We start from the raw sequence: 21,800 nt of genomic DNA on the forward strand, positions 1-21,800 counted from the left end.
TGGTTCTGTACAGTTAAGCTATGCCGCTGTGATAGCCCGGTGGTAACAAAAAGAGTTAAAGGCGCAGATTTCATGAATTTTAATTTTCTCGAGTTTGAGCAGCCAATTGCAGAGCTGGAAGGCAAGATAAAAGAGCTGCAGCTTGTGGGTGATGACAACGAGCTGAATATCGCCGATGAAGTTACCCGGTTGCGGGAGAAGAGTAGAACTTTGACCGAGTCCATCTACTCCGACCTGAGCCCATGGCAGGTCGTACAGGTAGCCCGCCATCCGCAACGTCCCTATTCAAAAGACTATATCGAGCGTTTGTTTACCGATTGGGATGAGCTGCACGGCGACCGCCACTTTGGTGATGACAAGGCGATTATCGCCGGTATCGCGCGCTTAAATGGCAAGCCGGTAGCGGTGATTGGTGAAGAGAAAGGCCGCTCTGTAAACGAGAAGGTTGCGCGCAACTTTGGTATGCCGAAGCCGGAGGGTTACCGCAAAGCCCTGCGTGTTATGGAAATGGCCGAGCGCTTTAAAATGCCGGTTCTGACCCTGATCGACACCCCGGGAGCCTATCCGGGTATCGACAGTGAAGAGCGCGGTATCAGTGAAGCCATCGCCCAGAATCTGGCAGTGATGTCCCGCCTGCGCACGCCGATTATTTGTACCGTGATTGGTGAAGGTTCCTCCGGTGGTGCACTGGCGATCGGTGTGGGTGACCAGCTGAACATGCTGCAGTACTCCACCTACTTTGTGATTTCTCCTGAGGGTTGCGCCAACATTATCTGGAAAACTGTTGAGAAAGCGCCTTTGGCCGCTGAGGCGATGGGGGTGACCTCCAGCGTGTTGGAAGAGTTGGGTATTGTGGATGAAACCATCCCCGAACCTCTCGGTGGCGCTCACCGCGACCCGGATGCAATGGCCAATAATCTCAAAGACCGTCTCAGCGAGCAGCTGGACCAGCTGAGCAGCATCCCCATTGATGAGCTGCTGGAGAAGCGCTATCAGCGCCTGATGAGCTACGGCAATATCGTTTCCTAAGCTGCTTTTTTGCTTTAGGGAGTTGTTCGGAGGCTCCCTAGATCCTTCCCCTGCCGCGCCAAGTGTATAAACTTATTGCCCTTGTGCGCGGTTGGTGCTTACTTCCTGGCCCCTTCTTTCCCTACTCATAGATACTTGCGCTTGTGTGCCATTTCCCGCGCGATTGAGTTTTACTTTTCGCTGCTTCTCTGCCTGAAAATCCCATTGTTTACAGGGCCGCCTTGCGGCCAGGCTTGTCAATGTAGCTAGGTTATTGGACTCCCGGGAAGTCTTAGAGGGAAATAAAGTGCTCAAACAGGTTGATCTACTCTTTCGAGCGAGGCCGTTGAGAAAGCGGTTCAGCTGGCCCGATAGCAGACAGTTTGGAGCTTGACGGCCGCTGTATGTCCACGCTGCCTCCATTTTGAACCCCCTTATCGAAAAGCCCTCTGAGGCGGCGCTACCTCCATGATAGAAAGTACCAACAATAAAGATTGGTGCAATAGGCACAGGTTTGCCCGGATAAAAATATCGACCGGAGAGGCCTGTGAGCTGAAGTCTCAGGATTAATAATTATGGCAATAATGCAGAGTAATACAGCAACGGATGCTGCGCAGATACCGACGGGTGACCAGTCGGGGCACAGGTTTGCCCTGGTGGCGCTGACCTCACTATTTTTTATGTGGGGCTTTATCACCTGCCTGAATGATATTTTGATTCCCTACTTGAAAGGAATTTTCGAGCTGAACTATGCCCAGGCAATGCTGGTGCAGTTCTGCTTTTTTGGTGCTTATTTCCTCGTTTCCCTGCCTGCCGGTGCCCTGGTCAGTAAAATTGGTTATCAGAAAGGGATTGTGACCGGCTTAAGTATTTCGGTGGTTGGCTGTTTGCTGTTTATCCCCGCTGAAAGAATGGAAGTCTATGCACTGTTCCTCGGTGCACTGTTTATTCTGGCTTCCGGTATTACTATTTTACAGGTTTCCGCCAACCCTTATGTGACAGCACTGGGCGATGAGCGCACGGCGCCCAGCCGCCTGACTCTGACCCAAGGCTTTAACTCCCTGGGCACCACTATCGCCCCCCAATTTGGTGCATTGCTGATTTTACCCGCTGCCGGTGTTGCAGCGGGTGCTGCCAGCGCTGCTGTTATTGAAGTTCCCTACCTGATCCTGGCGTCCGCGCTGGCGATCCTGGCTATCGTCTTTGCATTTTTGAATTTGCCGGCGATTGTCAGTAGTGCAACTTCTGAGTCTGTTTCCAATACTGAAGCCGCTTCCGCCTGGAGCTACCGTCACTTGGTGTTGGGCGCGATCGCTATTTTTGTCTACGTGGGTGCTGAAGTCTCTATCGGCAGCTTCCTGGTGAACTTTATCGCTGAGGATTCCATCGCCGGTTTGGAAGAATCTGAAGCCGCCTTCTATATCTCCCTGTATTGGGGTGGCGCTATGGTTGGTCGCTTTGCCGGCGCTTTAATTATGCGCTTTATCTCTGCTGGCAAAGTGCTCGCAATATGCTCTATCGGCTCCTGTGTACTGCTGTTGATTACTGTTACGGGTAGCGGCTATCTGGCGATGTGGGCGGTACTGGCTGTGGGTCTGTGCAACTCTATTATGTTCCCGACTATCTTTAGTTTGGCGCTGGCCAAGCTGGGCCCATCGACCAGTCAGGGCTCCGGAATCTTATGCCTGGCCATTGTAGGCGGTGCTATTGTGCCGTTGTTACAGGGGCTTCTGGCTGACCAAATTGGTATCCAATTGGCGTTCGTTCTGCCGATCTTCTGTTACCTCTATATTCTCTACTACGGTCTCTCAGGACACCGTACAGATAAACGCGCTTAAGTTTTCTTTTCTTCTCTTCTGAGCTCGTTTGCCGGCATTTTTATGCCGGCTTTTTTGTGTCCGGAATAAATGGCCAATTTGAAATGTATTGGATTGTGGGGGGGTACCGGCGATCCCTGCCAGTTTTAGAGAGGTTGGGGGTTAGGAAGCTTGGGGGGCAGTTAGATCAGACTGTTTGTTGGAATCGAGAAACTCTTTAATCGGTAAGCGATAGTTGCGACTTACTTTCAGCTTTGCACCGCTGCTCAGGGTGAGAAAGTACTCGCCTTTGGTTAAAACCTTGATATGTACAATAAAGTTCAGGTTAACCAGTGTGGATCTGTGAATGCGTTTAAAAGTGTCCGGGCAGAGTTGTTTTTGCAGGTCTTTAATAGTGCTGCGCATTACATGGGTTTCCCCTTTGGCATGCACACACATATAGTCCCCAGCCGCATCGATCCACTCGATATCCGGTTGGCTAACCATAGTAATACTGCCCCGGTCTTTAATGGCAATACGCTGGGTTGCAGCCGCAGCAGTACTCTCACCACTTGAGGGCTTGCTGGGACTGCTTTCGAAGGATCGCATCAGGCGGTTTTTCTCTTCCTGATGGCCATCCTCCCCTTTGGATATCATCTGTGCCTGGCGCTGTCGGGCCCGGTCGAGGGCGGTTTCCAGTCGGCGCGGGTCCAGTGGTTTGAGCACATAATCGACCGCGTGGACTTCAAAGGCCTTAAGGGCGTATTGGTCGTAGGCTGTGGCAAAGATGACCAGAGGCATGGTGTCAGCCTGAAGGTTGCGCACCACATCAAAACCGTTCATTCCTGGCATCTGCACATCGAGAATGAGTAGGTCCGGGTTGTGCTCTGAAACTGCTTGGACAGCTTCCCGGCCATTGCGACAACAGGCGAGAATATCCAGGTCCTTGCGTTCTTCGAGCATACTTTTCAGTAGTCTTAAAGCCAGGGGCTCGTCGTCCACCAGTACAACGCTGAGCTTGCTCATTGAACTTCTCCCTGTGTCAGGTGGGTTGATGGGTTGGAAATTTCCAGTGGAATATTGATGAGTACTTGCATGCCGCCATCAGAATTATTGTTTTGTTCTATTTTGAAATCTTGAGGGTAGAGCGTGGATAATCGTTCGCGCACGTTTTTAAGCCCCACTCCTGTTGAGGAGGATTCCGGGTCACATTCGCTGGCAAAGTGATCTGGGCAACCGGTGTCGTAGACTTCCAGCACCAGGCGATCATCGGTGTTGTGCGCGTGGATACCGATAGTGCCCCCCATTTCATTGGGGGCTATGGCATATTTTACCGAGTTTTCCACCAGTGGTTGCAGCAACATGCTGGGCACTTGTGCGCGGCGCACGGTTTCATCGATCGACAGGTCTACGGACAACCTGTCGGCAAAGCGGGTTTTTTCAATCTCCAAATAAAGCAATACCGCCTCGATCTCTCGTTCAAGTTCAACTTTCTGCATCGGATCTTCTTTTAGGGAGAGCCTTAAAAAATCACTGAGACGCACAACCATTTCCCGCGCTTCATCAGCTTGCTGGAATCGAATTAGGGCGTTAATGGAGTTGAGCGTATTGAAGAGAAAGTGGGGGTTGAGCTGGTAGCGCAACATTTTTAGTTGCGCCTCATTGGCGATGGCCTCTGCCTGAAGTCTGCGGAGCTGCTCCCGCTCATGTACTGCTGCGACCTCCAGCATTTTTTTGTGCTCTTCATTGAGTAGGAAGTGATATTTTACCCCGCAGTACAGGGCGCTCCAGAATAGAAACACAAATAAAGAAGCGTAATACCAGCCGCCGAACTCAGACCAAATCGAGTGCTCACCGCTGAGGCGTATGTAGGCCTCCATGCGAACCAAGGTCCATATTCCAGAAATAACTGCCACCGCCAAAAGGTAGATTACGGTGCGGAAAGCGAGTTCTGATTCCCAGGCAACATCAAAAATTGGTTTTAGAAACAGGGATAATAAAAATGCAATAGCGCACTGGAATACTGTATTGACCGGCTCGAAGTGGGGCCACTCAGTCGGGGAGTGCCACAGAGTCAGGGAGAGAAAAGTGACCAGCAGTATGCCAACCCAGCTGACCAGCTGCAGTTTCCAGAACCAGCGGGTCGACTGAATTTCAGTGTTCGGTCTCGTTTCCAGACGGGTCGAGTACTGCATGATTTCCCGCATATTTAGTATTGTGAAAAGGACGGGATAGACGCTCATCGTCGCGTTCATTATTATCCGCAGAATATTACCTTGCAGAAACGTGACCCGCCAGAGGGGATAGCGCCACGCTTCCGGCTTGTCCCCGAGAAAGTCCTTTTTATCTGATTTTGGGGTGAATAGTCGAGTAATTTTCGGCAATCTCGATTCAGAAGACAACTCCTCTCTATTTTTAAATGCGAGTTAATCAGCCCGGACTTCTTTGAGGCTAAAGTTCAGTGGTACTTCTGTTTATCCAGCTCGACACTATTAGATTGTCTATCTGGTCAAAAACGGTAATTTGAAATTTGGTTGAGTAGATAGGTAGTTGCCAATAATTGTGGTAAAAATGTGCAGGGCCTTTAACGGCTTGAATGAATCCACAGTCGCAGAGGTGGTACTAACTTTTGCGCAAAATAATGTGGTGGCGGAAAAAATTCCGGGTGAATGGACCAACCGCTAGAAAGAAATAGTTTAGATTTGGGGATCGGTTTCCGATGAGCCAGATGTTGCCCGAATCGGGGTTCTCCTCGAGCGAGATGGCTAAATATGACACTGATGCCCGTGCCGGAGTAGCGGCCGGCGTTGCCCCGCGCTATATCAATTTAATTGCACTTACGTCCCTATTTCTGATTTGGGGATTTATTACCGGCCTGAACGATGTGCTGGTGCCGCACTTAAAAAATGTTTTTGAGTTGAGTTACACCAAAGCTGTCTTGGTGCAGTTTTACTTTTTTGCCGCCTATTTCCTGGTATCCGTGCCGGCAGGCATGTTGTTGAGGCGGGTTGGTTATCAGCTTGGGCTGGTGCTCGGGCTTTTGGTGGCTTGTGCGGGCTGCCTGGTCTTTATTCCCGCTGCCCGCCTGCAAATCTACGAAGTGTTTTTGCTGGGGCTGTTTGTTCTGGCTTCCGGGATTACCCTGCTGCAGGTTTCCGCAAACCCCTATGTTATCGCGCTGGGCAGTGCTCGCACGGCGCCCAGTCGACTGAATCTTACCCAGGCTTTTAACTCCCTGGGAACCACCTTGGCACCGGTGATTGGCGGCGCAGTTTTCTTTGCGGGACTTACTATTACCGCTGACCCGGATACAGCGGCGAGTATTATTGAGTTCAGGGCTCGCGAAGCGGCTTTGGTGGAGACCCCTTATTTCTGGTTAGCGGTTCTACTACTGGTGATGGTCGCTTTCTTTTCCTGGATTAGGTTGCCGGCCATTCCCGAGCACCAACAGGGTGGAGGAGCGGATGGTCACGATGTGTTTTCTCTGTGGCGTTTCCCCCGCTTGACCCTGGGGGCTGTAGGTATTTTTGCCTATGTGGGTGCGGAGGTGGCTATTGGCAGTTTTCTGGTGAGTTTCTTTGGTGAACCATCAGTGGCAAAGATGGCTCCTTTTGAAGCGTCAAAGTATGTCTCTTATTACTGGGGCGGAGCGATGATTGGGCGCTTTGCCGGGGCCTTTTTGCTGCGCTTTGTCTCTGCTGGAAAAACCCTGGCGGTTTGTGGCCTGGGTTCGGTGGTACTAATAGCAATCGCAATGATGACGTCAGGCCCGATCGCGGTCTGGTCCATAGTTGCAGTGGGCCTGTGCAACTCGATTATGTTCCCGACTATATTCAGCCTGGCTTTGCGCGGGCTGGGCAAACATACCAGCCAGGGTAGCGGTATCTTATGCATGGCTATTGTAGGCGGTGCAATTATTCCTCTTTTCCAGGGAATGCTGGCTGATAGCGCCGGTATCCAGTATTCATTTTTGGTGCCTCTGGTGTGTTACTGCTACATCGTTTATTACGGGGCTTTTTCACGAACCCTGCGCGGTAGCGCGGTGGAGTAGAACCTTCATTTATCCTTTCCGCCTTGTCTGCAATTTGGACCAGCCCATCGGATTTCTATTGGCCTGTAGAGACAAGTACTGCAATTTGTTGTCATTGCGAACTGTGCCCACTGGATAGCCATGACTCAGTTTTATGGCCGATCGGTGAATATGGCATTAGCAGAACTTGATTCCGACGAGAGCTGGGTTTGGAGTTATCTCTAATATTTCAGCTCGGTGGAGGCAGACCGTGCACAACTGCCTGGGCAGGTGATGTGCGGCATAATAAATATGGCGATAGTAGGTCGCGCTGTGCGTAAGGCTTTGGAGATATTTCCTCTGAAGTTTGTCTGAGCGCAACTCGTAGAGCCAGTTAACAAGCGTGGAATAATTTTGGGAGTTATTCGTGAATTTTAGTAAGCGATTTTCGCTGGGCTTTTTGCTCTGTGCTTCTGTGCTCGCCGGGTGTCATTCCGAGAGCCAACAAACTGAGCCAAAAGCTGATAAAGCGCAGGCCGATACTGGCACCAGTGCCGCCGAGGGCATCGACAACTGGCCTGAACTCAAGCCAGCCTTACCGCGCGATGAAAAGCTGGAAGCCCAAATCACTGAAATCATGTCCCGCATGTCTCTGGAAGAGAAAGTGGGTCAGATGATCCAGGCGGAAATCCGCAGCGTTACTCCTGAAGATGTGAAGACCTATCACCTGGGTTCCGTATTGAATGGTGGTGGCGCCTTCCCGAACAACGATAAGTTTGCCACGCCGCAAGACTGGTTGGCCCTTTCTGACGCCTTCTTTAAGGCTTCTATGGACACTTCCGATGGCGGTGTTGCGATTCCCCTGATCTGGGGTTCCGATGCGGTTCACGGCCACAACAATGTGATCGGTGCGACCCTGTTCCCGCATAATATTGGTCTGGGTGCCGCCCAAGACCCGGAGCTGATTGAGCGTATTGGTAGCGCCACCGCCCGCGAAGTGGCAGTGACCGGTATCGATTGGACTTTCGCTCCCACCGTCGCGGTAGTGCGCGATGACCGCTGGGGCAGAACTTACGAGAGCTATTCCGAAGATCCCAAGATTGTTGCGGATTATGCCGAGGCAATGGTGAAGGGGCTCCAGGGCGAAAAATCCAGCGCTGAGTTCCTGCGCGGCGAAAATCTGGTAGCCACTGCCAAGCACTTTGTCGGTGACGGTGGTACGAATCGAGGAATTGACCGAGGTGATAATGCGGTTCCGGAAAAAGAACTGGCAGAGGTCCATGCGGCGGGTTACCTGACATCTCTGCCGGCAGGCGTACAGACCGTTATGGCTTCATTCAATAGCTGGAACGGTGAAAAACTCCACGGCCACAAATACCTTCTGACCACCGTTCTGAAAGAGCGCCTCGGTTTTGATGGCTTTGTTGTGGGCGACTGGAATGGCCACGGTTTCGTGCCCGGTTGCACTGTAGAGAGCTGTGCAGCGGCGATTAATGCCGGCCTCGATATGTTTATGGTGCCGGCGGACTGGAAAGCCCTGTACAACAACACCCTGGCCCAGGCCAAAAGCGGTGAAATCGGTGCGGAGCGTATCGATGATGCCGTTCGCCGCATCCTGCGAGTGAAGATCCGTGCAGGTCTGTTTGACCGCAATATGCCGCTGGCAGGCAAAGACGGCATCCTGGGCAACCCGGAGCACCGCGCAATCGCTCGTGAAGCGGTACGCAAATCCCTGGTGTTGCTGAAAAACAATGACAAGCTGCTGCCATTGGCTGCGGACCAGAATATTCTGGTTGCCGGCGATGGTGCGGATAACTTGTCCAAGCAGAGTGGTGGCTGGACGATTTCCTGGCAGGGTACCGGCAATACGCGCGCTGATTTCCCCGGTGCCACTTCAATCTTTGAAGGCATTTCATCGGCGGTTAAAGCCGCTGGCGGTGAAGCGGTATTGAGTGCTGATGGCAGCTTCTCAGATGCCACTTTTGCCAATGGTAAGGCACCCAAGGTTGCTGTTGTTGTATTTGGCGAAGAGCCCTATGCAGAGTGGCACGGCGATATTACCAACCTGGAATACCAGCGCGGTAACAAGAAGGATTTGGCGCTGCTGAAAAAACTACGCGAGCAGGGTGTTCAGGTAGTCAGTGTGTTCCTTTCAGGCCGTCCTCTCTGGATTAACAGTGAATTGAATGCATCCGATGCCTTTGTTGCCGCCTGGCTGCCTGGCTCTGAAGGTGCTGGTGTTGCGGATGTGCTGATTAAAGGCGCCAATGGGGAAGCCCGTTACGACTTTACCGGCAAGCTGCCATTCAGCTGGCCAATGCACAGCTATCAGAATGTCCTGAATCCATACCACGAGAATTACGAGCCATTGTTTGAGTTGGGCTATGGCCTGGCTGCTGAACAGGAATCCCTGGTGAGTAACGAATTGCCGGAGACCAGTGAATCCAGTGCCGGTGGCGGTTTGGAAGAAGCCTGGCTGTTGGTATCCCGCCCGCAAGCTCCCTGGGTGTTGAATATTGCTGAAGCTGGGGCAGAGGTTGTACCTGTACACGGTAACTTCGCGGTTAGTGGAGACGATAAAAATATTACTGTCAGCTCCATCGATATGTCTTCCCAGGAAGATGCTCGACTGATTACCTGGAAAGGCCTGCGTCCTGGCGCAGTTCAGTTGTCTGCTGAATATATGCAGGACCTGAATGTCTACCTGGAAGAGAAATCTGCGCTGACACTGAATATCCGTGTCGATCAGCCAATTGAAAAGCCGGTGGTGGCTACCATGAACTGTGGTGATGGCTGTTCTGCCAAGGTACCGTTGGAGTCTGCGCTGAAATCCATGGAACAGAAAAGCTGGACCCGGGTTTCTGTAGATCTGCAGTGTTTTGTAAAAGCCGGTGCGGATTTCGGCAAGGTCTTTAGTGCCTTTGGTCTGGAGAGTGAAGCTCCGATGGCTATTGCGGTTGCCAACGTTAAGTTGACCCCGGAAGCTGGAGTATCTGCTGATATTCGTTGTGACGGTTAAGTTACAACACACTTAAAGGGCTAATTACCCTCAGTTCTAACCGGAGCCTGTTTTTTGGTTCCGGTTAGCGGCTGAAACAATTTGTTCTCACAGGAACGGTGCCAGTGTGATGTTCTATCCCGTTGGCACTTCTTTGCCCGCCAATCTCTTCTTTCCAGACATTACTATTTCTTTTATCCCATAGATTTACTACTGGGGTGGAAGGAAAGAATACACTTCACTCGAGACACGCTGTGAATACATCCCTGTAAGCTCCTAATCGGCATCCATGCCTCATAGGGTCCCGAGCGCAGTGTATTATTTCCTTCTTTAGTATATTGGATAGTGTTATCCCTCGATAAATCTACCTCTCCTGATTTTTGTTATTTCACGCCTTCATAGTATTACTTGTCACAAAATTATTGCCGCTGTTGGTGCTGCATTGAGTTGTCAGGCACTGCAAACGTGCAGGCGAATAAATAATTCAATAAATTTTATTTTCTAATCTTATTTAAATTTTGGAGTGGGGTAGGCTTTGCGCAGGTTCCATTTTCTCGGGAACAGAAAGGTAATTGATTTGAAATGAAGCTGCCATTCCACTCTGGTTAGTATGACTTCGCTCTCAAAATTAGGGCTCTTGGATAGTTGGCATTCTTATTGCTGGTTATTTTTCGAGTGTTTACTTTTCAGACCTGGCCTTCCATTGAATTATGGCGGTTATGGTGGGTTGGTTCCCTGTTTGATTTTGTGCATTTTGAGGTCCTCGGTCATGGTGGTGCCGGGGATGGTGCGGATAAATTAACTTGAAATGGAATTGGAGGAACTAATGGCACCTTGTCATATCGTTTTTTTACCAGGACTTTTCGCGCGTGGATGGATCTGGAACCAAGTTGCAGATGCTTGCCGGCAGCAGGGGCATAAAATAACTGTTTTCGAGCCATCTATCCCTGAGGTTTTTATGGGTAAGTTGGATTCGGCGCACGAAATGATTAGAGAGTGTCTCCAGTTAAATGGAGATATGGATAATAATATTTTGGTCGGCAACTCGATGAGTGGGCTTATTACGTTAGATTTTGCCGCAAAATATCCTGAACTGGTAGCTGGGGTGGTTATCAGTGGAGCCCCGGGGCTTGAGGAGTTGGAGGCAGGAGTTTCCCTTTCTGATTTACGCGGGTCGGTACCTGGAGCAGCAAATATACTTTGTGAGCGGGTCTTCCGAGATATTAACCGCCTGCCGAAACCGGACTACGAAAAGGGCGTCGCCGATATCAATACTATTTTCTCCACTAACGAAACGTTTAAATCAGTGGTTAAATGGCTGAATATAAGTAGGAAGTATGATGTTTATGGCAGTCTGAAGAAAGTGAGATGCCCGATCAAGTTAATATGGGGAGACTTCGATCAAATAACACCGGCTGAATCCTGGCGGTCGCTGGCCTCCCAGAATGATAATTTGGATTATTGTGAAGTGTATGATTGTGGGCACAGTCCTATGCTGGAAAAGCCTGAAGAATTTTATCAGCTTCTTTCTGGGTATCTCTCAAGTCTAATAAGTCCTCTAGCTAAAACGGCTTGACTGCGTTTTTTGCATAGCTATAGCGGTAAAAGTATCTGCTATAGCTGTGTGACCGTAGTGTTTTTTTAGGTGTTTGGCTGTCGATTGCCGAATATTTTGTGTTGGGTTTTTAAGTTAGAAGTTGAATAAAAAGATTGATTTACATGATCCCAGAATTTTTATTAAAGGTGAGATAAAAAGCAGACGGTATTCATTGATTGCTCTGAGATTAGAGTGAATGGTTAAATTTTATGGGTTTATATATTAACGGTATGAAAATCGTGATGGTTAGCTATAAGCCGATTGATAAAAAATAACCTTCTCCTTTCGGCACAGTTTTGAGATGAATTTGACGGAAGTATGGTAAGTATCGCCTTCATTACAAAGGTATAAATTAGGGTGAGTGCCTTAAATCCTGAAGTGAATTCTCCAAGATTAATTTCATCTAACTTTCTAGGTTTATATATGCAACTAGCTAATCGTCTTAGTAGGGACATTTGAGGTGTTAGATAATTGCTCCAAAAGTGTAAGGTAAAGCCTTTGTGTGAAATTTAACCTTTAGTGACTGCCTTTTTAATTTTGCGGTATTGGCGCGACTGAAGTTGTGGGGCTTTGCTTCACTATCCGCATTCTGGACTATTAGCGGTATACTGTTTGGAGCTTAGACTTTGTTTAACTCCCAGTGAAAAATGTAAATCCCAGCGAAAAACTCCCATCTCTGATAAAGAATATACTGCAGTCCCACCCTGCCAGCGGCCAGTTGTGGGTGGGGTTTTCTGGTGGTCTGGATTCCACTGTTCTCCTGCACCTTCTGGTAACTTGCCAAATTCCCGTGCGTGCGCTTCATATTCACCATGGCCTGAATGCAAATGCGGACATTTGGCTGGCTCACTGTAAGGAGTTTGCTGAAAATCTGGCGGTACCCTTCACAGCCATTCAGGTTACTGTTGATTACAAAGATGGCGGATTGGAGCAGGGGGCTCGCCGGGCGAGATATGCGGCCTTCAATCAGGTGATGTCCGAAGGTGATCAAATTTTGCTCGGTCACCACGCAGACGACCAAGCTGAGACTTTCCTGCTGCGCTTAATGCGGGGCGCGGGCGTGTTGGGATTGGCCGGCATGTCCGAGAGTCGAACTGTCGGAGGTAATAAGTACTTACTACGCCCTCTACTCGGAGCGGGGCGAAAAGAGCTAGAGCAGTGGGCTGAGGTTCACGGATTGAGCTGGATTGAAGATGACAGCAATGCGGATGAGGCCCTGGAGCGCAATTTTTTGCGGCATCGAGTTGTGCCATTGCTCAACCAGCGTTGGGGAGTGAGTCGCCAGATCGCTCGGGCAGCGGAGAACCTGAGGGAGTCTGCGGACTTGCTGTCTGAGTTGGCACTTGCTGACTTGGAGGAGGCTGATTTAAAGGTGGAGCGATTTGGCGAAAGTCTGGCCCTGCCTCGCTTCTTCAGCCTTAGCGAGGGGCGCCGTAAAAACCTTATGCGGCATTGGGTATTGCGCCAAGGAGGGCAGCCGCCAGAGTCGGCCCTATTAAATCAGGCGCTTTTCCAGGTGACTCATGCGGCAGGGGATGCACAGCTTGAAGTTAATTTGGGCGGTTGTGTGGTGCGGCGTTTTCGAAATCGCCTTTACCTGACCCCTGAACTGGCGCCAATTGCCAATAGCTCCGATAAAAGTTGGCTCTGGGATGGCTGCTCTAATCTGGCTCTGCCTGCGGGTGGCATTCTTCGGCCCTCGTCGGATTGGCCAGTGGACGATTATAGAGTGTGTTATCGCAGAGGAGGGGAGCGTGCGCACCCGGTAAATCGCTCCAGGTCACAAACGCTTAAGAAGCTCTTGCAGGAGTGGGCCCTAGAGCCCTGGCTCAGGGATCGTGTCCCATTGGTATTTTTGGGGGATGATCTGGTGGCTGTCGCGGGGCTCTTTTCATGCAAAGCAGGCTGCGCCATCCCGGATGACCCACCCGGCTGGCGGTTTTTCGATTGAGTGTTAAGGGGGTTTCTGCTACCCTGGCGCCCCGTCTAAAAGGCACCGGGAGAAGCTGGATTATCCGCCCGGGCCAGCCCTGTAAGCTCGACATTCATCGAGCGCTCAACTGACCAAGGTTTTGCATGACGCGCTATATTTTTGTAACTGGTGGCGTGGTTTCCTCGTTGGGGAAAGGTATCGCCTCCGCCTCTTTGGCCGCCATTCTCGAGGCCCGCGGCCTCAAGGTTACCATCCTCAAACTGGACCCCTACATCAACGTAGACCCGGGTACCATGAGTCCCTTCCAGCACGGCGAGGTGTATGTCACCGAGGATGGTGCCGAGACTGACCTGGACCTGGGTCACTACGAACGTTTTATCCGTACCCGGATGTCCAAGCGTAACAACTTCACCACCGGCCGCGTGTATGAGACCGTACTGCGCAAAGAGCGCCGTGGTGACTACTTGGGTGGCACCGTACAGGTGATCCCCCATATTACCGACGAGATCAAGCGCCGCGTTGTAGAAGGTGGCCGCGATGTCGATGTCGCTATTGTTGAAATCGGTGGCACCGTAGGTGATATCGAATCCCAACCGTTCCTGGAATCTGTGCGTCAGCTGCGTGTGGAAATGGGCACCAATCGCGCCCTGTTGATCCACCTGAGCTATGTGCCTTTCCTTGCCACTGCTGGTGAAACCAAGACCAAGCCGACTCAGCACTCTGTTAAAGAGTTGCGTTCTATCGGCTTGCAGCCGGATATTCTGCTGTGCCGTTCCGAGCGCGAGATCGATGAGGACTCCCGCCGCAAGATCGCACTGTTCACCAATGTGGAAGAGCGCGCTGTTGTACCGCTGCCCGATGCCAAGACCATCTACGGCGTACCGCGTCTTCTGCACAGTTACGGCCTCGACGATATCGTTGTGGAAAAACTGCAGCTGGAATGCCAGGCACCAGACCTTTCCGAGTGGGACGAAGTGGTCGATGGCAAGCTGAACCCGCAGCACGAAGTGAAAATTGCCATGGTTGGCAAATACATGGAGTTGCTGGATGCCTATAAGTCCCTGATCGAGTCCCTGACCCACGCGGGTATCAAGCATCGCTGCAAAGTGGATATCGACTTTATCAACGCTGAAGACGTTGAGGGTGAGAACGGCATTGACCTGATCAAGGATGCCGATGCAATCCTGGTTCCCGGTGGATTTGGTGAGCGCGGTTTAGAGGGCAAGCTTGAATCTGTTCGCTACGCTCGTGAAAACAATATTCCTTACCTGGGCATCTGCCTCGGTTTACAGTCTGTGGTTATCGAGTTCGCGCGCAATGTGCTCGGCCTCGAGGGTGCCAACAGTACTGAATTCAATACTAAAACCCCGCACCCGGTTATCGGCCTGATCACAGAGTGGATCGATAGCGAAGGAAATATCGAGAAGCGCGACGAGCAGTCCGACCTGGGTGGCACCATGCGCTTGGGCGGTCAGGAGTGTCGCTTGGCTAAAGACACCAAGGCTCGCGATATCTACGGCGCTGACGTTATTGTAGAGCGCCACCGCCACCGCTACGAAGTGAATAACAACTACGTTGATCGCCTGCAGCAAGCCGGTTTGAAAATTGGCGGCTGGTCTGCAGACGATACCCTGGTAGAAATGGTTGAATTGCCAAACCATCCCTGGTTCGTTGCTTGCCAGTTCCACCCGGAATTTACTTCAACCCCGCGCGACGGCCATCCGCTGTTCGAAAGCTTTGTTGCCGCCGCAATGAAGCAGCGTGAAAACCAGGGTTAATCAGTAATCCGCCCCCGGGCTCTGTGACTGGGGGTGAGATGACAGGGAGCTGACAGTGAAAACAATTGAAGTCGGAAATATTCAGGTCGCCAACGATAAGCCCTTTGCGCTGTTTGGCGGTATGAATGTACTGGAATCCCGCGACCTGGCGATGCAGGTGGCTGAGCACTATGTAAAAGTCACTGAAAAACTGGGTATTCCCTATGTTTTTAAAGCGTCTTTTGACAAGGCCAATCGCTCTTCCATCAATTCCTATCGCGGACCGGGAATGGAAGAAGGCCTGAAGATTTTTCAGGAAATCAAAGACACCTTTAAGGTTCCCTTGATTACCGATGTCCACGAAGTACACCAGGCTGCTCCGGTTGCCGAAGTCGTGGATATTATCCAGCTGCCGGCCTTCCTAGCCCGCCAGACTGATCTGGTCGCCGCTATGGCAGCGACTGGTGCAGTGATTAACGTCAAAAAGCCCCAGTTTATGAGCCCGCCGCAAGTTAAAAATGTGGTGGAGAAATTTGCTGAGTGCGGCAACGAAAATATTCTTTTGTGTGAGCGCGGTGCCTGCTTTGGCTACGACAATCTGGTTGTCGATATGCTGGGCTTTAGCACCATGATCAATGCCTCCGGTGGTGCACCGCTGATTTTTGACGTCACCCACTCACTGCAAATGCGCGATCCTTCCGGTGCAGCTTCTGGTGGTCGCCGTGCACAGGTCACTGAGCTGGGCCGCGCAGGTCTGGCTATCGGTATTGCCGGCCTGTTCCTGGAAGCACACCCGAGTCCAGACAAAGCATTGTGTGATGGCCCCAGTGCATTGCCACTGGAAAAGCTGGAGCCATTCCTGGCGCAGATGAAAGCGGTAGATGACCTGATCAAGGGTTTCGAGCCGCTGGATACGAAATAAAAAAGAGATATTTTTGCGCGCCCTGATGGGGCGCGCGGCACTTTCCCCTCTGCTATTTGGCCTGAGCGCTGTAGCAAAAAGTGCGTAAAGTCTGATTTACGAAAACCTATTTTCAGTAAGTACCAATACGGAGCCCATTGTAAATGAGCAAGATTGTCGCTGTTAAAGCCTTTGAAGTAATGGATTCTCGCGGTAACCCTACCGTTGAAGCCGATGTAATCCTGGAGGATGGTTCTATTGGCTCCGCCTGCGCCCCCTCCGGTGCCTCCACTGGCTCCCGTGAAGCGCTGGAACTTCGCGATGGTGATAAAAGCCGTTACTTGGGTAAGGGTGTCCTGAAAGCGGTTGAAAATATCAACACTACTATCGCCGACCTGCTCAAGGGTATGGATGCTACAGATCAGCGCGCCCTGGACAAGGCGATGATCGATGCCGACGGCACTGAAAATAAGGCGAACTTCGGCGCCAACGCTATTTTGGCGGTTTCCCTGGCTGCCGCTAAAGCAGCTGCCGCTTCCAAAAAAATCCCTTTGTATCAGCACATTGCTGAGGTAAACGGCACTCCGGGCGAGTACTCCATGCCGGTACCGATGATGAATATCCTTAATGGCGGCGAACACGCTGACAACAATGTGGATATCCAGGAATTTATGGTTCAGCCGGTTAAGGCTGAATCTTTTGCTGAAGCTCTGCGCCAAGGTGCTGAGATCTTCCACTCCCTGAAAAAAGTACTGTCCAGCAACAGCCTGAACACTGCAGTTGGCGATGAAGGTGGCTTTGCTCCGAACCTGCCTTCCAACGAAGCAGCGCTGAAAGTGATTGCTGAAGCGGTAGAGGAGGCCGGTTACACCCTGGGTGATGACATTACCCTGGCTCTGGACTGCGCTTCTTCCGAGTTCTACAAAGATGGCAAGTACGATCTGGCTGGCGAAGGCAAGCAGTTCGATAGCGAAGGTTTTGCCAGCTACCTGGCCGATCTGTCCGCCAACTATCCGATCCTGTCTATCGAAGACGGTATGGACGAGAGTGATTGGGACGGTTGGAAAGTACTCACCGACAAAATTGGTGAAAAAGTACAGCTGGTAGGCGACGACTTGTTCGTAACCAACACCAAGATCCTGAAAGAAGGTATCGAGAAAGGTGTCGGTAACTCTATCTTGATCAAGTTCAACCAGATCGGCTCCCTGTCCGAGACTCTGGATGCGATCAAAATGGCTAAAGATGCGGGCTACACCGCTGTGATCTCTCACCGCTCCGGTGAGACCGAAGATACTACTATTGCGGATCTGGCGGTTGCGACTGCTGCTGGTCAAATCAAGACCGGTTCCCTTTGCCGTTCAGACCGCGTAGCCAAGTACAACCGTCTGCTGCGCATCGAAGCTGAGCTGAATGGCTCCGCTCCTTATCGCGGCCGCGCTGAATTCAAGTAATCCATTATTTGAATTAGCGTGCAAGTACTACAAAGAGGGGCCAGCCCCTCTTTGTAGTACTATAAATACGAACAAGCGAAATATCGTAATCTCGTATGAAATGGCTGCTGGCAATACTCACCATTATGCTCCTCGCCACCCAGTACCGACTTTGGGTTGGTGAAGGTAGTCTCGCCGAAGTTACCCGTCTCAAGCGTCAATTAGCCCAACAGCAAGAAAAAAATATCGCGCTGGCGCGGGAAAACCGTCAACTGTTCAGGGAAGTCCGCAGTTTGAAAGTTGGCACTGATGGTGTGGAAGCGAAAGCCCGTTATGACCTGGGACTGATCAAGGAAGGGGAAACACTGTTTATCTTCCTCGATAAGGAAGAGGCTGAAAATTGATTAAGGATTATTGGGTCATTGTACCCGCTGCCGGCGTTGGCAAACGCATGGGGGCTGATCGCCCGAAACAGTACCTGCCATTGCTCGGGCGACCACTGTTATCCCTGACTTTAAAAAATATTCTTGGGTGGCCAGGATTGGCCGGCGTTGTAGTATCGCTATCGGAGCAGGATACCTACTTCCCTCACCTGAAAGAAGCAAACCACCCCTTGGTACACACCGTCATTGGTGGAGCTGAGAGAGCAGACTCTGTTCAGTCCGCCCTGGATTTCCTGGCGGAGCGAGAAAGCGGCGATACTCCGGTTTTAGTCCACGATGCTGCACGACCCTGTGTGTCTGAGCGCGATATTTGCGCTTTACTCAGTGACGAAGTCTTACCGATGGCACTTTTGGCGCGCCCCGCGAGTGACACATTAAAGCGCAGTCATGTGACTGGCGGTGTAGCCTGTGTGGAAGAAACGGTTGAGCGCGAAAGTATTTGGCTGGCGCAAACCCCGCAACGGGCCCCTCTCAGTACTCTGCACTCTTGCCTTGGTAAAGCCCTGGAACAAGGGGTTGCTGTAACCGATGAAGCCAGTGCACTGGAATTTTTTGGCCATTCACCGCAATTGGTTGCGGGTGAAAGTGACAATATTAAAGTGACGCACCCCGCCGATATCATAATTGCAGAAACTATTTTACGTCTGCGCTACTCCCCGACCGAGGATAAGCGATAGTGAGTTTTCGAATAGGCCAGGGCTTTGATGTGCACGCATTTGGCCCTGGTGATCATGTAGTGCTCGGAGGAGTACAAATCCCCTATGGGTATGGTTTGGTAGCTCATTCTGATGGGGATGTTTTACTGCACGCCCTATCGGATGCCTTACTGGGTGCTCTGGCCCTGGGAGATATCGGTAAACACTTTCCCGATAACGATGAACAATTTGCCGGAGCGGATAGTAGAAACCTGCTTCGACATGTTGTTGGATTAATCGATAGTAAAGGGTATCGCCTGGTTAATGTGGATATGACGTTGATTGCCCAGGCCCCCAAAATGGCTCCGCATATCGATGGAATGCGAGTCAATATTGCCGCTGACTGTGGTGTTGATTGCGATGCGGTCAGTGTCAAAGCAACCACTACAGAAAAGCTTGGATTTACTGGTCGCGGTGAGGGTATCGCCGCGCAAGCTACTGTTTTATTAGAGCGCAAAGATGTCTGAAGTTTGGAACCTGGATTGGCCCCGAGCGCTTGGGGGTGCGGTAATTTCTGGCGATTTTCGCACAGAACCAGAAGATTTTATTGTCGATGAACTGGCTATGCCGCCGGCTGATAAAGATGGCGAGCATGTTTACTTGCAGGTTAAAAAGCGCGGGGCAAATACCGCCTGGGTTGCCAAGGAATTGGCGAAGTTAGCTGGGGTGCAAAGCCGGGATGTCAGCTTTTATGGCTTGAAAGACCGACATGCTGTTACCACTCAATGGTTCAGTGTATGGCTCGGACAAAAGCCAGAAGCAGACTGGTCGCAAATAAACAGCGATGAGATTTCATTGCTCCAGGCCTTCCGGGGACCATGCAAGTTGCGTCGTGGCGAGCATATGGGGAATCGCTTCAAGATTCGGCTGCGCAATGTAGAAGGTGACCGGGACAAAGCAGAAGAAGTACTTCAGCTGATTCCCAAAGGGGTGCCCAATTACTTCGGTGAACAGCGCTTTGGGATTGATGGCAATAACCTTAGCCTGGCAAAAAACTTAGCTGAAGAGGATGGTCGCTGCAGCAAAAGCGAAAAGGCCTTCGCCATGTCTGCTGCACGTAGCTGGTTGTTCAATCAGGTTTTGGCTGAACGAATCAACACCGGAACCTGGCAGAGCCCTCTCGTTGGAGAACCTGAAGATTATCCAACTGGGCCTCTTTGGGGGCGTGGCAGAAATCTGTCAACAGATGCCCTGGGGCAGTTGGAAGAGCAAGTGTTGTCTCCGTGGCAGCCTTGGTGCAACTGGCTGGAGCACTGCGGTCTTAGCCAGGAGCGCCGGGCCATGATTTTATCCCCGGAGGCATTTCGCTATGAGTGGGAAGGTGATCATTTAATCGTCGAATTTGCCTTGCCACCGGGTACTTTTGCTACGGCTTTGCTACGGGAGATAGCTCAGCTGGTCAATGTTAAACAGTGCACATAAAATTTTAGGTGACTGGCACTGTTGCACAAATCATGGACAAGAAAAGAATATGGATCGCTTGAGACAAGAAGGTCTGGGGATGACTTCCCAGCGAACCCGTAATCGCTTGATCCAGCGATTGCGGGAAGAGGGGATATCCAACGAGGAGGTACTGGATGTAATGGCATCTACACCTCGACATCTCTTTTTGGATGAGGCCCTGGCTATTCGGGCTTATGAAGATACTGCTTTGCCCATAGGGTATGGCCAAACTATTTCCCAGCCATACATTGTCGCCCGTATGACTGAACTCTTACTGAGTAGAGCCAAGTCTCTACACCGAGTTCTGGAAGTGGGTACGGGTTCAGGCTACCAAACGGCCATTCTCGCTCGCTTGGTTGAACAACTTTATTCCGTTGAGCGTGTCGAACCTCTATTGGAAACTGCTCGCCATCGGTTGGGAGAGCTGGGTTACAGCAATGTAGAGTACAAGCTCAGCAATGGGGGCTTTGGTTGGAAAGAAGAGGGTCCTTACGATGCGATCCTGGCTGCAGCAGCACCTGCAATAATTCCCGATGAGCTGCGAGAACAGCTGGCTCCCAATGGGGTTTTGGTAATTCCGGTGGGGGCTGAGCAGCAATACCTGACGATGGTGACTCGTCGTGAGGATAGTAATAAGTTTGATGTGGAAAAGTTGGAAGCGGTACGTTTCGTGCCTTTACTCGGTGGTGTGGTTCGATGAGATTTGCTGAGGTTCTAAAAAGTCGCTACCCCGGAGTGCTTCTGCGGGGAATGGCAATGGGGGCTGCCGATGTGGTGCCCGGTGTTTCCGGGGGAACTATTGCCTTTATTACCGGCATCTACCAGGAGCTTTTGGACTCCCTCAGTCGAATAGGCCCGCATTGTATTACAGTGTGGCGGAAGGAGGGGTTTCTATCCGCTTGTCGCTATATTAATGGGAGCTTTCTGCTCTCTCTTTTCCTTGGGGTATTGTTGAGCGTTTTTAGCTTGGCCCACCTGATTAGTGGCTTACTGCAAAATTATCCAATTGTTGTGTGGTCTTTCTTTTTCGGTTTGGTTCTCGCCTCAATTGTTCCCATTGTGAGAAATATCCCCCGGTGGTCGCCATCTGTTTTGGTTTTTCTCGCACTGGGTATTGCGCTTGCAGTAACAGTGAGCGAGATGCGGCCTTCGGAGATACCGGCAACTCCACTTACACTGTTTTTATCAGGTGCTTTGGCAATATGTGCGATGGCACTGCCGGGAGTTTCCGGCGCTTTCCTGCTGTTATTAATCGGGATATACCCCAAGGTTTTAGCTGCAGTTCATGAACTCCAAATTTCAAACCTATTGTGCTTTGCGGCAGGGGCGGCAATAGGGCTGATGCTCTTCAGTCGGTTGTTGTCTTGGCTGATGCACAAATATGTAGCCAGGACATTGGCATTTCTTGCCGGGGTTTTGTTGGGTAGTTTGAAGATTATTTGGCCCTGGAAACTGCCAATGTCCGGGGAAATCGAAGCATCAAGCAAATTGGCCCCTTTGCTATCCAACACTTCTCCGCTAACTTATGTCGAGCAAACCGGCGACAGTGCTCATTTGGGGGGCGCAGTTGTTGCGGCTCTAGTGGCGGCGCTCTTAGTTCTCGCTGTAGACTTCTTTGGCAAGGTGCACAGAGAGAAGTCTTGCGCCACTCCGCAATAAGATCTGGAAAATCTCGGTATGGCAGCGTTTTATCAAACTTTTCCAGAGATTTTTGGAGCTTTTCTTTAGACACTTTTTCCATAAATGCCGTGGTCTGATGTAAAAAGAGAATAATGGAATGTCATCTTTTG

At 51.0% G+C, this 21,800-nt stretch carries 17 protein-coding genes; 15 read left to right on the forward strand and 2 right to left on the reverse strand.

Features of this window, described 5'->3' with window-relative positions; translation table 11 throughout:
• The first annotated feature begins 72 nt into the window (after positions 1-72).
• Positions 73-1,029 carry an acetyl-CoA carboxylase carboxyltransferase subunit alpha gene (locus tag ACJJIZ_RS08870; RefSeq protein WP_282931792.1) on the forward strand — a complete coding sequence of 319 codons (957 nt, stop codon included), beginning with the start codon at positions 73-75 and terminating at the stop codon, positions 1,027-1,029.
• Between the two features lie 554 nt (positions 1,030-1,583).
• A complete protein-coding gene (locus ACJJIZ_RS08875) occupies positions 1,584-2,846 on the forward strand; it encodes a sugar MFS transporter (RefSeq protein WP_413664876.1) in 1,263 nt (420 codons plus the stop codon).
• A gap of 141 nt (positions 2,847-2,987) precedes the next feature.
• Here ACJJIZ_RS08875 and ACJJIZ_RS08880 read toward each other — a convergent pair whose 3' ends face one another.
• Positions 2,988-3,830 carry a LytR/AlgR family response regulator transcription factor gene (locus ACJJIZ_RS08880; RefSeq protein ID WP_444898154.1) on the reverse strand — a complete coding sequence of 281 codons (843 nt, stop codon included), beginning with the start codon at positions 3,828-3,830 and terminating at the stop codon, positions 2,988-2,990.
• Positions 3,827-4,999, reverse strand: coding sequence for a sensor histidine kinase (locus ACJJIZ_RS08885; RefSeq protein WP_444915895.1), 1,173 nt, complete (start codon positions 4,997-4,999; stop codon positions 3,827-3,829). The genes ACJJIZ_RS08880 and ACJJIZ_RS08885 overlap by 4 nt, the downstream gene beginning before the upstream one ends.
• A 524-nt stretch (positions 5,000-5,523) precedes the next feature.
• Here ACJJIZ_RS08885 and ACJJIZ_RS08890 point away from each other — a divergent pair.
• From ACJJIZ_RS08890 to ACJJIZ_RS08950, 13 genes are all read left to right on the forward strand, one after another.
• Positions 5,524-6,855 carry a sugar MFS transporter gene (locus ACJJIZ_RS08890; RefSeq protein WP_413664879.1) on the forward strand — a complete coding sequence of 444 codons (1,332 nt, stop codon included), beginning with the start codon at positions 5,524-5,526 and terminating at the stop codon, positions 6,853-6,855.
• A 385-nt stretch (positions 6,856-7,240) separates the two neighbouring features.
• Positions 7,241-9,832 (forward strand): glycoside hydrolase family 3 protein, encoded by a 2,592-nt coding sequence (locus tag ACJJIZ_RS08895; protein WP_444915896.1) that lies wholly within the window; start codon positions 7,241-7,243, stop codon positions 9,830-9,832.
• Positions 9,833-10,637: 805 nt separating this feature from the next.
• Entirely contained in the window at positions 10,638-11,387 is a 750-nt protein-coding gene (locus ACJJIZ_RS08900) for an alpha/beta fold hydrolase (RefSeq protein WP_444915897.1), read from the forward strand.
• 661 nt (positions 11,388-12,048) lie between these two features.
• Positions 12,049-13,359 (forward strand): tRNA lysidine(34) synthetase TilS, encoded by a 1,311-nt coding sequence (gene tilS, locus ACJJIZ_RS08905; RefSeq protein ID WP_444915898.1) that lies wholly within the window; start codon positions 12,049-12,051, stop codon positions 13,357-13,359.
• A 125-nt stretch (positions 13,360-13,484) separates the two neighbouring features.
• Positions 13,485-15,119, forward strand: coding sequence for a CTP synthase (gene pyrG, locus ACJJIZ_RS08910; RefSeq protein ID WP_252085084.1), 1,635 nt, complete (start codon positions 13,485-13,487; stop codon positions 15,117-15,119).
• Positions 15,120-15,174: 55 nt separating this feature from the next.
• Positions 15,175-16,020 (forward strand): 3-deoxy-8-phosphooctulonate synthase, encoded by an 846-nt coding sequence (gene kdsA, locus ACJJIZ_RS08915; protein ID WP_444912445.1) that lies wholly within the window; start codon positions 15,175-15,177, stop codon positions 16,018-16,020.
• A gap of 143 nt (positions 16,021-16,163) precedes the next feature.
• Positions 16,164-17,450: a phosphopyruvate hydratase gene (gene eno / locus ACJJIZ_RS08920; protein WP_444915899.1), complete on the forward strand. Its 1,287-nt coding sequence runs from the start codon at positions 16,164-16,166 to the stop codon at positions 17,448-17,450.
• Positions 17,451-17,545: 95 nt separating this feature from the next.
• Positions 17,546-17,833 (forward strand): septum formation initiator family protein, encoded by a 288-nt coding sequence (locus ACJJIZ_RS08925; protein ID WP_444915900.1) that lies wholly within the window; start codon positions 17,546-17,548, stop codon positions 17,831-17,833.
• Positions 17,830-18,549 carry a 2-C-methyl-D-erythritol 4-phosphate cytidylyltransferase gene (ispD, locus tag ACJJIZ_RS08930; RefSeq protein ID WP_444915901.1) on the forward strand — a complete coding sequence of 240 codons (720 nt, stop codon included), beginning with the start codon at positions 17,830-17,832 and terminating at the stop codon, positions 18,547-18,549. Before ACJJIZ_RS08925 ends, ispD begins: the two co-directional genes overlap by 4 nt.
• Complete coding sequence (gene ispF, locus ACJJIZ_RS08935; RefSeq protein ID WP_444915902.1) at positions 18,549-19,034, forward strand: 2-C-methyl-D-erythritol 2,4-cyclodiphosphate synthase; 486 nt, start codon at positions 18,549-18,551, stop codon at positions 19,032-19,034. The genes ispD and ispF overlap by 1 nt, the downstream gene beginning before the upstream one ends.
• Positions 19,027-19,989, forward strand: coding sequence for a tRNA pseudouridine(13) synthase TruD (gene truD, locus ACJJIZ_RS08940; RefSeq protein ID WP_444915903.1), 963 nt, complete (start codon positions 19,027-19,029; stop codon positions 19,987-19,989). Before ispF ends, truD begins: the two co-directional genes overlap by 8 nt.
• 49 nt (positions 19,990-20,038) lie before the next feature.
• A complete protein-coding gene (locus tag ACJJIZ_RS08945; protein WP_444915904.1) occupies positions 20,039-20,710 on the forward strand; it encodes a protein-L-isoaspartate(D-aspartate) O-methyltransferase in 672 nt (223 codons plus the stop codon).
• Entirely contained in the window at positions 20,707-21,669 is a 963-nt protein-coding gene (locus ACJJIZ_RS08950) for a DUF368 domain-containing protein (RefSeq protein WP_444915905.1), read from the forward strand. The genes ACJJIZ_RS08945 and ACJJIZ_RS08950 overlap by 4 nt, the downstream gene beginning before the upstream one ends.
• Positions 21,670-21,800 lie beyond the last annotated feature (131 nt).

Source organism: Microbulbifer maximicatervae (SeqCode), assembly GCF_052467225.1.